General features: G+C 67.3%; 10 protein-coding genes. 1 reads left to right on the top strand and 9 read right to left on the bottom strand.

The genetic code is table 11. The annotated features are described in order from the left end of the window. The 7 genes from OV287_RS55820 to OV287_RS55790 all read right to left on the bottom strand — a co-directional run. A partial coding sequence (locus OV287_RS55820; protein ID WP_373371900.1) for a fatty acid desaturase occupies window positions 1-423 on the bottom strand: 423 nt, incomplete at its 3' end. Between the two features lie 71 nt (window positions 424-494). Beyond that, entirely contained in the window at window positions 495-2,081 is a 1,587-nt protein-coding gene (locus tag OV287_RS55815; RefSeq protein WP_267542263.1) for a tetratricopeptide repeat protein, read from the bottom strand. 44 nt (window positions 2,082-2,125) lie between these two features. After that, window positions 2,126-2,719 (bottom strand): DUF4276 family protein, encoded by a 594-nt coding sequence (locus OV287_RS55810; protein WP_267542262.1) that lies wholly within the window; start codon window positions 2,717-2,719, stop codon window positions 2,126-2,128. Continuing rightward, the gene (locus OV287_RS55805) at window positions 2,716-3,954 is read right to left on the bottom strand and encodes an AAA family ATPase (RefSeq protein ID WP_267542261.1); all 1,239 of its coding nucleotides are present in this window, start codon (window positions 3,952-3,954) and stop codon (window positions 2,716-2,718) included. Before OV287_RS55805 ends, OV287_RS55810 begins: the two co-directional genes overlap by 4 nt. Before the next feature lie 108 nt (window positions 3,955-4,062). Further along, window positions 4,063-5,343, bottom strand: a complete 1,281-nt coding sequence (locus OV287_RS55800; protein WP_267542260.1) for a carboxylate--amine ligase — start codon at window positions 5,341-5,343, stop codon at window positions 4,063-4,065. A 22-nt stretch (window positions 5,344-5,365) separates the two neighbouring features. Continuing rightward, the gene (locus OV287_RS55795; RefSeq protein ID WP_267542259.1) at window positions 5,366-6,487 is read right to left on the bottom strand and encodes an acyltransferase family protein; all 1,122 of its coding nucleotides are present in this window, start codon (window positions 6,485-6,487) and stop codon (window positions 5,366-5,368) included. 72 nt (window positions 6,488-6,559) lie between these two features. After that, window positions 6,560-7,348, bottom strand: a complete 789-nt coding sequence (locus OV287_RS55790; protein WP_267542258.1) for a WecB/TagA/CpsF family glycosyltransferase — start codon at window positions 7,346-7,348, stop codon at window positions 6,560-6,562. Window positions 7,349-7,606: 258 nt separating this feature from the next. Here OV287_RS55790 and OV287_RS55785 point away from each other — a divergent pair, with 258 nt between their 5' ends. Next, the gene (locus OV287_RS55785; protein ID WP_267542257.1) at window positions 7,607-9,058 is read left to right on the top strand and encodes an amidase; all 1,452 of its coding nucleotides are present in this window, start codon (window positions 7,607-7,609) and stop codon (window positions 9,056-9,058) included. A 132-nt stretch (window positions 9,059-9,190) separates the two neighbouring features. Here the strand turns inward: OV287_RS55785 and OV287_RS55780 are convergent, their stop codons facing one another. Together OV287_RS55780 and OV287_RS55775 are read right to left on the bottom strand one after the other, a co-directional pair. After that, window positions 9,191-9,565 (bottom strand): hypothetical protein, encoded by a 375-nt coding sequence (locus tag OV287_RS55780; protein WP_267542256.1) that lies wholly within the window; start codon window positions 9,563-9,565, stop codon window positions 9,191-9,193. A 149-nt stretch (window positions 9,566-9,714) separates the two neighbouring features. Next, window positions 9,715-11,172 carry a M20/M25/M40 family metallo-hydrolase gene (locus tag OV287_RS55775; protein ID WP_267542255.1) on the bottom strand — a complete coding sequence of 486 codons (1,458 nt, stop codon included), beginning with the start codon at window positions 11,170-11,172 and terminating at the stop codon, window positions 9,715-9,717. Between the last annotated feature and the right edge of the window lie 110 nt (window positions 11,173-11,282).

Genomic DNA, 11,282 nt, shown 5'->3' with positions numbered 1-11,282 from the left:
GTACTTGAGCCCCACCTTGAACGCCCTCGGGTACGCCGTGAGCGCCGTGGTGAGTGAGTACTCGAACTCGCCCATGGTGGAGCCATCGGCCCGCTTCCAGCGCGACTCGTCCTTCTCCTGGTCCAGGTAGTTGATGTGGTGGCCCACCACGTGGTGCAGGAACCAGGCGTGCGACGTGACGCCCGTCTGGAAGCCGAACACCACCTCCAGCAGCCGGTTGGGCAGCGCGTAGCGGAACATCGTCAGGTGCTGGTGGTGGTGGTTCCACGCGCCGATCCACCCCTTGGGAATGATCCAAACGCCGAACCACAGGATGGGCAACCACCAGTTGCTCGCCAGGAAATACACCGTCAGGTCGAGCGCGAACACGCACGCGAACAGCAGGACGGGGATGCGATCCTCAGGATGTCGGAACAGGGTCATGCGCTTTGAGAAAGGGGCCGGAGGGGCAGAAGGTCCTCCAGTATACAGAACAGACCGGCTTCCCGGGATGGCTACCCGGAAAACAGGCTTCTCCCAGGGAGGGTGTCCAGCTCCTCGAAGAGGGAGAAGACGTCGGCGGAGACCCCTCGGTCATCCAATTGCTGTTCCGCGTCGAGCCCGTAACGCCGTGCGAGGTACTCCGTGTACGCACAGGCGAAGAACTCGTCCTCGTTCTGCTTCTGGTACTCGGAGCCAACGTAGCCGGCCCGCTCGGCCCGCCGGAGCAACCGCTGGACGCGGAAGCGGAGCGTGTCGGGTCCAGCAATGAGAACGAGGTGCGCGAACTCGTGGGCGAGCACCCACCCGCTCGCCCCGGGCGCCAGGCTCAATAGCCCCTCTACCTTCGCTACGGCCAGGTTCCCGTAAGTCACCCCATCCAGCGCCTCGAAGGTTCGATGGTCCCCCTCCCCCGCGCGCTCCTCGCGCAGCGGGGCCAGTTCGGGCACGTCCGAGACACGCACGTCCAGAGGGAGGAGCCGGGCGCGGAAGCCCCTCGCGGCCAGTCCCGGGAGGAACTGGCGCAGGGGAAGCACCGAGGCATGCACAACGCGGCGCTCCCGCGCTGTGAGCACCGGCCAATCCGGAAACACGCGCTCGAGCCCCTCCAGCGGGCTTACGTCGGGCAGGTGTTTCAAGCCCCCGAGGACATCCTGTTGGTCGAGCTCGAGTGCCATGCCCTTGCCGAGGAGCGGAGCGAAGTCGCCCGGAGCCAGCTCATGGGCCCGCTCGAAGTGCTTCACGGCGTCGCTGAACCGGCCCTCGCGCAGGGCCACCCCGCCCCGCTGAACGAGCCCCACGGTATCCGAGGCGTCCCCGCGTAGCCGCTCGTCCGCCAGCGCCCGCATCCGCTCCAACGGGAGCAGCGCGAGGCTGGGGGCCCGACACGGCGCCCCCACCATCTGGTGCGCCGCGAGCAACAGGAAGTTCACTCCCGCGCGCGCATCCAGCTTTCGCCGGCGCGCCGCGTCCACGATCAACGCCTCGTGGCCATGCAGGGAGGCGAGCACCTCTGAGTGGAGCGCTTCGAGCTCCACATACGCGTCATCGCGCACGGCCTGGCCATAGGGATCTCTGTGAATCATCTCCTCGTACAGCGCCATGGCCCGGTCCAGCGGGGGCAGAGCCTCCTGCAGACGCTCCTGGGCGAAGCGAGCCTTGCCGAGCAGACACAGGAGCCGCGGCTCCGGAGACTCCTCCCATTCCGCCAGGAGTTGCTCCGCCTCGGAGGCACGCTCCAGCGTGATGAGCTGATCCGCCAGCTCGGCCAGCACGTCGACGCGGCGGGGATGACGGACCCGGAGTGCGCGCAGCCGCTCGACAGACGAGCGCACCCGACCAGCCCGGGCCTCCATCCGAGCCAGCAGCCACGTGACATCATCGTCCTGGGGGGAGCGTGCCAGCGCATGCTGGAGCAACTCACACGCGAGCTCCGGCTCGTCCTCGTCGCAGTCCCTCGCCAGGTCCACCAGGGCGCTGGCCCGGAGCTGCTCGCCCACGCTGGAGACGAGGATGAACGCGTTCTTCCGCTCCCCGGCGATCAGCAGCCGGCGCACCTCACGCGAGAGCCACCACGAGCGAAACGCATCTCCCAGTCCCATGCTCGCTCACATGCCCGAGATGGTCCGCGCCCTCAAGTCCAGACCTACGGACGGGGCGGAACGGAGAGGCCGAAGAGCCGCCCGACTTCGCGGAAGAGCTTGTCGAAGGAATCCGAGCGTCGCGCCGCGGTCAGATCAAAAAAGCTCGTCAAGGCAGGCTGGTCGATCGTCTCTCGATAGCCATCCGACATCTGCTGGCTCAGCCAGCCCTTCGCGTCGCGGATGGCCTCGGGAGCAGCAGGCGGAGCGAGATCTCCAGGAAGTCCTCTGCGGCCACGAAGCGATTCCGCTGCCGTGAGGAACCAGGCTTCGTACTCACGCTTCGCGACGACCACCGAGATCTCGCGATCCGGTCGAAAACCTCTCGCCAGAGCGAGGAGCCTTGGCCCCAGCACACAGGGGAGATCATCATCGGCATCCAGAAGGAGGAGGATGCGCCCATCGTTCCCCACCTTCCGCGCCATGAACTCGATGGCGTGCTGGAGTCCCTCGTTTTTGGTGAGTTGCCCCCGGGAAACGCGATGCGGCGCCAGGATGGAAGGACTCAATGCTGGCGCCAGCTCTTGCAAAATCCTCCTCACGAGAAGGGGGGCCGAATGAACCTCGCCATGACCTTCGACGATGAGCCCGACCTTCATCCAGGCTCCAGTTCGAAGAGGCGAAGCTGCTTGGGTTCGGGAACTTCATTGAGATCCGGCGACAGCTGGTTCGTCTTCAGCAGCTCCCCAGCCGTGTAGAGCCGATCCTTGAGTGTGGAGCGCGTGGCCTCATCCAGAGGCGCAATCAGGGTCTTCCCCTGCTCGGCCATGACCGAGATGATCTCCTCGGGGGAGACATCGGACGCATCGAGGAGATCCGGGCTATGGCTCGTGACGATTACCTGAGCATGTCTCGAACCATCACGGAGGGCATCGCGCAGAATACCCGCCGCCGCGGGATGCAGGGCAACCTCGGGTTCCTCGATACCGACCACCCGCACGCGATCCACGACCCGCGCCTGCAGGAGTGCGACGAGAACGCCCAACGCGCGCAGCGTCCCATCGGACATGTTGATCGCCGGGAAGCGCAAGGGAACCTTGGCTCCCTCGACCTGCTGACGGAACTCCAGCGTCTCCATGTGCCCGACGCGTTTGGGCTCCACGCCTTCCAACCCCGGCACAATGCGGCTCAGGTACTCCTCGATGCGGCGCTTCGTGCTGCCGTCATCCAGCGTTTCCAGGCGCTCGAGCACGCTCGACAGATTGAATCCATCACGTGCGAGCAGCTCGCCCTTGTCGGGTGACTGAAGCGCTCGAATCTTGTCCGGGTTCAGGTTGTAGAACCCCATGTTCGAGAGCGCGTCGAACACAGGACGGAACTCCTGCAGACCCGCGGCGTTGACCAGATACAGGCGGTCATCCGAGCCTGGTGGCGCAACGGACGTAGGCTTGACGATGACCTCGCCTTCTCGCACGAGGTACTTCGCGTCCCCTACCGCACACTCCTCTTTCTGGACGACATAGTCGCCATGGGAGCGTGCGCCGACCTCGAAGGAGAAGTGCCCTACTGCGCCCTCGGGGAGTTGGAAATCGAGCCGGATACTGAAGTGGGTAGGATGACCGCTCGATCTCCGGCGCACCTCATGTACGCCTCCGCGATCGCGCAGTGCGTGCTCGAGCGACGTACGCAGCGCATCCGTGGTGAGCCTCAGTGCATCCAGGAAGTTGCTCTTCCCGGACCCGTTCGGGCCCACCAGAAAGGTGAGGGGTCCGAGCCGCACGTCACACGCGGCGATGCTGCGGTAGTTGCGTAGCTGTACCCGTGTCAGGAACGGGACGCGTTTCGCCGGCACATGGAAGAGGGAGGTCTGCCCGGGATTCTCAGGCGGTGGCATCAGGGCTCTCTAAAAGAGGGAGCGTAGACGAATGTGCGCAGCCCGCAAGCTTACGGGCAAGCGCACCTTCACCACCTGGTAACGGCGGTCATCCGCCCCTGCTCGCGCCTACCGGTCCAGCACCATCGTCCGGATGAAGCCCCTCGGGTGCCTCGCGTACGAGCGCAGGTGCATGGCCACGTCCACCATCCACGGCACCCAGTCCCCCGTGTCGATGACCGCGTCCACCGCCCGCTCCTGGTTGCGCGCGTACCACTCGCGCCAGTGCTTCACCTCGTCCGGCTTCAGCCGCCCCGACAGGCTCTGTGCCCTCAACAGCAGCTCGAAGATGCCACGGTGGCAGTAGATGTACTGGCCTCCCCCCTTCCACCCCAGCGCCTCCCTCGCCACCTCCCCCAGCCGATCCTCGTGCCCACACGCTGCCTCGTACACGAACAGCGGCAGCGGGCTCCCCCGGGCAATATCGAACCCCATCTGGCTGTAGAAGCGCGGATTGAAGTCGATGAGCAGCTGCTTCCCACCCGCCCGGATGAACTCCACCTCGAACGTGCCGTGGTAGCCCAGCTTCAGGCACAGCGCTCGCACCTTCTCCGCGAGCTCCGGCTCCACCGGCACCTCCTCGAAGCACAGGCCAATGCCCAGCTTGCGCGGACGCTGCAGCACCTTCAGCGCCCCGCGGGCCACGAACAGCTCGCCCGTCCGGTCCACGAAGCCGCTCAGGCTGAAGATGTTCTGCGCCGCCTCCGTGTAGAAGGCCTGCACCATCGGCCGGTTCGCCTTGCTGTCGTAGTCCAGCAGCTTCCGCCCGTACTTGTTGCGCTCCAGGAACTCGCGGTAGCGCGGCAACAGCTCGCTCGCGCGCTCCACCTGCGAGCCCTTCACGTGGCTCTCGAACAGAATCTGCGTCTGCGGCTTGAGCAGCACCGGGAAGCGCGCCTCGGCCGCCACCTTCTCCAGGTCCCCCTCGCCCTCGGGGAACCAGGTGTCCGGCACGTCCAGCCCCACGTCCTTGCACAAGTCATGGAGCCGCTTCTTGTTCAGCAGCCCGTAGATGACGTCCACGCCCGGCTGGTACATCCGGAAGTGCTTGCTCAGCTCCTCGCGGTGCAGGGCGAACAACCACGCCATGTCATCGCTCGTCGGGTAGAGCACGTGGCCGGGCTCGGCCTCGCCAAAGCGCCGCAGCCACTCCAGGAAGGCGTCCGAGTCCCCGACGTCCGGGCACTCCACCCGCCTCGTCACGTAGCGGCTCCAGCGCGCGGGCGCCAGCAGCTTGGACTCGGCCACGGTGACCGGTATCCCCAGCCGGCCGAGGCTGCGCACCGCAGCCAGCGTGCCGTAGTAGTCGGCCATCGTCAGCAGGATGGGAGGACGGGCCTGCGTCGTCATGATGTCGGATTCCTCGTGTCTCTCAGCCCGGGTTGACCGGGGTGCTCACCACCGGCTGCGCTTCCGCCGCCGGCTTCTTCCCGCGCCAGTCGAACCGGTCCTTCAGCTTCAGGAAGGGCTTCTCGAAGTAGCGGTAGCTCAGCGTCGCGAAGCCGATGCTCAGCGCCAGCGTCAGCACGTAGTACAGCGGCAGGTTGTGCGGCACCACCCGGCGCACGATGTTCAGCGAAATCATGTGCATCAGGTAGATGCCGTACGTGATGGAGCCCACGTAGCGCAGCCACTTGTGGTCGATGAGCGGCGCCAGCACGTGGTGGGGCCGGATGCACATCGCGATGACCATCAGCGTGAGCAGCAGCGAGGACAGCCACAGCGGCGTGTCGTAGTTGTAGATGGCGAAGAACACCAGCACCACCATCAACGGCACGCTCCACACCTGCCCCAGCACCTTCCACGTCCACTCGAAGGGCTTGGGGTAGTGCACCAGGTACGCCGACAGACAGCCCATGCACACCGAGATGGAGATGCTCGCCAGCATCCGCACCCAGAGGTGCTTCGTGTCCAGGTAGCCCGTCTTCGTCGCCCAGCCCATGAAGATGCCCACCACCAGCATCCCCGACATGAACACCACCGGCCCCCACGTGCTCTTGAAGTAGCGCACCACGAAGGGCCACAGCAGGTAGAACTGCTCCTCGGTGGCCATGGACCACGCGAAGTAGAAGATGATGCGGCCCTCTTCCAGGTTGATGAACCAGTTCGACGTGTACGTGAGGTAGTACTTCACGTTGTCGAAGAAGGCCCCGCGCACCACCATGTCCGTCTCGAAGAGAGAGACGAGCACGATGTAGAGCGCCGTCACCGCGTAGTAGAGCGGGAAGATGCGCAGCGAGCGCCGCGCGTAGAAGCCCTTGAGCGAGATGGTCCCCGTCTGGGCGCGCTCGCGCAAAAGCAGCGTCGTGATCAGGAAGCCGCTGATGGCGAAGAAGAGCGAGACGCTCAGGTAGAAGCGCCCCACCAGTCCCTCGCGAGCCTCCAGCACGTGGTAGAGCACCACCGCGAAGATGGCGAGGGCTCGCAGCCCGTCCAGGGCTCCGAAGGTCTTGGTGCGAAGGAAGGCCTGATGGGCGGTCTGGGCGGAGTCCATGGACGCCTTTAGGAACGCAGAATTCCCGACGCGCCACAAGGGTCACTCGGGAGGCGCGCTCCGGACGTACGGCTAGCGCACCGCTCGCCCGCCCGGCGGCTCGCCCGTCTCACCGGACCGGCGCACCTCCGCCACGTGCGCGAAGTAGATGGGGATGCCCAGTACGTAGCGGCTGAAGAGCCGCTTCGGCTCCACCGCCAGCCGGAACAGCCACTCCATCCCCACCTTGCGCATCACCACCGGCGCCCTCGGCACCTTGCCGCCGATGTAGTCCAGAATCGCGCCCCCATTCACGATGAGCACCGGGTGCGCGAGCAGCTCGCGCAGCTTCACCGACACCTCCTCCTGCTTGGGCATGCCCATCGCCATGATGATGAGCTCCGGCTTCGTCTCCTCCGCCAGCCGCAGGTACGTCTCCGGCGGCTCAAAGCCGTCATGGCACGCCACGATGTTCAGCCCCCACTCCTCCAGCTTGCTCCGCGCGTTGTCCAACCACGGCGAGCGCGTCCCGAAGAGCGCCACCCGCCTTCCCTTGTACGCACGGGCAATCTTGGGGATGAAGTCCGTGCCGTTCATGTTCAGCCCGTAAGGCCGCTGGAACGCCTTCAGCCCCAGCTTCACCCCAATGCCGTCGCGCAGCACCAGGTCCGAGCGCAGCAGCCCTTCCAGCATGCCTGGTTGATTCCACCCCAGGTTCACCGCGTGGGCGTTGAGGAAGGAGAGGATGAAGGGACGCGAGGGGCGGGTGAGCTCGTCGAGGAGCGCCTGCTCGGCCGCCTCGTCAGCAATGATGTGGACGCGGTTCATCAGCGCCATGAAGTTGCGCGCACGCTCGGACTTCGTGGCCTCCTGGCTCGCCATGCTTCCTCCTGAGGAGCCGGAGGATAGTGGACCCGGCGGGTGACCGGCAGCGGTTTGACAGGGGGGTGCAGCGCCGACCCGCGCCGGGTGTGCCCTGACCTCGCCGAGTGTCCTCGGCCAACAGGGAACCCCAACTGCTCCGCCAGATGGTGAACGGGTGGAAGAGACTTCCGGACAGTGGAGGACGGTGTCGTCGTGGCCCGTGTCTAGCTTTCGGAGTCCACGACGCAACGCAGTTCGTGCGAAGGACGGAGCCTTATGCAGGAGCTCAACTTCCTTCCGGCCCACCGGCTCGCGGCCTTGGTCCGCGCGCGTGAAGTGTCGGCCCGGGAGTTGCTGGAGGCCCACCTGTCTCAAGTGGCTCGGCACAACCCGCGCCTCAACGCGCTCGTCACCTTGGACGAGGAGCGTGCCCGCGAGCGCGCCCGCCAGGCCGACGAGGCCACCGCCCGCGGCGAGTCCTGGGGCCCCCTGCACGGGGTGCCCATCACCATCAAGGACTCCTTCATGACGGCCGGGGTGCGCACCACCAGCAGCTACAAGCGGCTGCGCCACCACATCCCCTCGCACGACGCCACCGTGGTGGCCCGGCTCAAGGCCGCCGGCGGCATCCTCCTGGGCAAGTCGAACCTGCCCACGCTCACACTGGATTTGCAGACGAGTGGACACCTCTTCGGCCGGGCCAGCAACCCCTGGGATGAGTCTCGCACCCCCGGAGGAAGCACCGGCGGTGGCGCCGTCGCCGTGGCCGCGGGCATGTCCCCCTTCGAGGTAGGCAGCGACCTGGGCGGCTCCATCCGCGTCCCCTCGCACTACTGCGGCGTCTTCGGCTTCAAGCCCACCGAGCACCGCGTCCCCATCTCCGGCCACATCCCCCCGCTGCCCGGCCGCCCCCGCGGCGTGCGCTACGAGGGCGCCGCCGGGCCACTCGCGCGCTGCGTGGAGGACCTGAAGCTCGGGTTGAAGCTGCTCGCCGGCCCGGATGATGAGGACTTCGATGTGCCTCCCCTGCCCGTCCGAGAGGTGCCCCCGCGCGAGCCACGCCACTACCGCATCGCCTGGACGGAGGACTTCGGCGGCCTGCCCGTCACCCGCGAGACGCGCACCGCCCTGGAGAAGCTCGCTCGCACCCTCGAGGGACTCGGCTGCCGTGTGGAGCGCGCTGCCCCCAAGGGCATCAACTTCGACGAGCTGTGGGAGGTGTGGGGCCGCGTGCTCGGCGCGGAGATTGGTGCAGAGATGCCGTTTCTGTTCCGCTTCGCCATCAGCGTGCGCTTCAACGCCATGCGCGGCGAGGCCACCCTCAACCGCGGCGTCATCCGCGGAATGCAGATTGAGATGCCCGAGTACATTGAAGCGCTCGCCATCCGCGACCGCATCACCGGGCAGGTGGAGTCCTTCTTGGCCGATTGGGATGCGTGGCTGTGTCCCGTCGCCGTCGGCCAGGCGTTTACCCATCGGCCCAGCGGCGAGTGGATTGAAGTGGATGAGCAGCGAGTGCCCTATATGGCCGGCACCGCGGGATATACGTCCGTGTTCAACCTCACCGGCCATCCCGTGGTGGTGCTGCCGCTCACGCAGCTCGTGGACTCGCCCCTGCCCCTGGGCATCCAGGTGGTCGGCCGCCGGTGGCTCGACGAGGAGCTGCTCGCCCTCTCCGAGTCCCTCGCCCATGTGACGGGCTCGTTCCGCAAGCCCCGGGGGTACTGAGGTTCTCTCCCCCCCATTTCCCCTCTCCCTCTGGGAGAGGGACGGGGTGAGGGTTTACGTGAAGAGGGTTTACGTAATGGGGACTACCCTCACCCTAGCCCTCTCCCAAAGGGAGAGGGGACATACACGGGTTCAATCCACGTGCGCGTCCGGGTCGCCCTCCCCGAGAGCCTCGAGCACCAGCTCCGCTGCCTTCTCCAACGCGTGTCCCGGCGCCAGCTCCTTCGCCACGAACAGCACCGAGTGCACCTTCTCCGCCAGCTCCCTCGTCCCCACCGTCTCCCCCTTCACCGCCTCCTCACACAGGTGCAGCGCCAGATCCACCAGCAGCAGCCTCCTCCGGTCCACCCACCCCTGTGACAACTTCGGGCTCGCGCCCTCTGGCTGCGCCGCGTACACGCGCTCGTGCACCTCCTTCAGCGCGCTCAGGATGGCGTCGCGGTGCTCTTGCTTCAGTCGGCTCTCTCGGGGCGTCCGGCGATCCTCCGGGTCCGCTTCGTTGCTCATGGAACTCTCTTCGGTACTGGGATGGGAACCCGGGGCGCTCGATACCCTCACCCCGTCCCTCTCCCGGAGGGCGAGGGGATATTGGGGGCACGGAGGCACATCGAGTGTCCTGGCAATGCGTCCTGGCGATGCGTCCTGGCGATGGCGTTCTACGGCGCCGCGGGCTTCGGGGTACCTACCGGCGCCGCGGCCGGCTTCGGGGCCTCGGCCGGCGGGGCCTCGGGACGCGGCAACACTCCCGGCACCTCCGCCAGCACGTAGCCCACCCACGCCACCGCTGCCGTGCTCTGCGCCAGTTCCTTCGGGTCCACCTTGTCCAGCGTGTCCGCCCACGAGTGGTGCACGTCGAAGTATCGGCTGCTGTCCACCCTCACCCCCACGAAGGGAACTCGCGCCGGAATCAGCGGCGAGATGTCCGCTCCGCCCGCGTCCCCTTGCAGGACGCTCCCCGCTCCCAGCGCGTCTAGCGGCTTCAGCCACGGGGCCACCAGCTCCGCTCCTCCAGGGCCCGCTCGCAGCGTCACCCCCAGCGGCTTGAAGCCTCCCGCGTCCATCTCCAGCGCCGCCACGTGGTTGGCCAGCTCTCCCGCATGCGCCTCGGCGTAGGCCTTGCCTCCTCGCAGCCCGTTCTCCTCGTTCGCGAAGAGCACCACCCGCACCGTGCGCCTCGGCGCCGGCTTCAGCTTCCCAATCAGCCGCGCCGCCTCCATCACCATCGCCACCCCCGCGCCGTCATCGTGCGCCCCCGTCCCCACGTCCCACGAGTCCAGGTGCGCTCCCAGCAACACCACCTCCTGCGGCTTCTCGCGCCCCTTCACCTCCGCCACCACGTTGAACGAGTCCGCGTCCGGCAGCGTCTGGCAGCCCAGCTTCAGCTCCACCTTCACCGGCCCTCCCGCCAGCAGCCGGTGCAGCAGCTCCGCGTCCTCCACCGACACCGCCGCCGCCGGAATCTGCGCCACGCCCTCGTCGTAGCGCATCGCCCCCGTGTGCGCCGAGCGCAGCGACGCCGTCGCCAACGAGCGCACCAGCATCCCCACCGCCCCCGACTTCGCCGCCACCGACGCGCCCCGCGTCCGCAGCCCCGCCGCCTTGCCGTAGTCCGCTGCCACCGTCATCGAGTGGTTGAAGAGGACAATCTTCCCCTTCACCTTCTCCCCCAGCGCCGCCACCTCCTCCAGCGAGCGCACCTCGATGACCTCCGCGGTGAGCCCCTCGGCCGGCGTGCCCACGCTCCCGCCCAGCGCCATGATGGACAGCGGGTGCGCACGGTGACGCTCCGAGCCCACCACTCGCGCGCTCTCTTCGCCTCGCACCCAGCGCGGCACCTTCACCGGCTCCAACCACACCTTCACGCCATCCGCTTCGAAGCTCCGCTTCGCCCATTGCACCGCGGCTTGCTCGCCCTCCGAGCCTGACAACCGCGGGCCGATGCCATCGGTGAGCTCAGCGAGCCGCGCATACGCGTGGCCCTCGGTGAGCGCTGCGCCGATGAGCCGCTCCGCCACCTGGGGCGAAGGGCCCGTCACGGGTGCAGGTGCTGGGGCCTTCGGCGCGGCGGTAAGCAGGGACAGGAGCGCGGCGGACAGAGGGAGGGCCGTGGGCACGTCGTGACTCCGGAAGAGAGGGGGGCCTGCACTCTCGTTCCGCGAGCGCTTCCTCGCAAGCACCACGGTGCACGGGTGAGCCCCCGCGCCCGGCTCCTCCCCGGCCAGAC

The organism is Archangium lansingense (assembly GCF_026626635.1).
Lineage (GTDB): Bacteria > Myxococcota > Myxococcia > Myxococcales > Myxococcaceae > Archangium > Archangium lansingense.
Note: the sequence above shows the minus strand (reverse complement) of the source record. Positions and strands in the feature narration are given on the sequence as shown.

Bases quoted from the DNA above. Each gene is read 5' to 3' on its own strand.
- OV287_RS55815 (WP_267542263.1), bottom strand. From the start codon at position 2,081: ATGGGACTGGGAGATGCGTTTCGCTCGTGGTGGCTCTCGCGTGAGGTG.
- OV287_RS55810 (WP_267542262.1), bottom strand. From the start codon at position 2,719: ATGAAGGTCGGGCTCATCGTCGAAGGTCATGGCGAGGTTCATTCGGCC.
- OV287_RS55805 (WP_267542261.1), bottom strand. From the start codon at position 3,954: ATGCCACCGCCTGAGAATCCCGGGCAGACCTCCCTCTTCCATGTGCCG.
- OV287_RS55800 (WP_267542260.1), bottom strand. From the start codon at position 5,343: ATGACGACGCAGGCCCGTCCTCCCATCCTGCTGACGATGGCCGACTAC.
- OV287_RS55795 (WP_267542259.1), bottom strand. From the start codon at position 6,487: ATGGACTCCGCCCAGACCGCCCATCAGGCCTTCCTTCGCACCAAGACC.
- OV287_RS55790 (WP_267542258.1), bottom strand. From the start codon at position 7,348: ATGGCGAGCCAGGAGGCCACGAAGTCCGAGCGTGCGCGCAACTTCATG.
- OV287_RS55785 (WP_267542257.1), top strand. From the start codon at position 7,607: ATGCAGGAGCTCAACTTCCTTCCGGCCCACCGGCTCGCGGCCTTGGTC.
- OV287_RS55780 (WP_267542256.1), bottom strand. From the start codon at position 9,565: ATGAGCAACGAAGCGGACCCGGAGGATCGCCGGACGCCCCGAGAGAGC.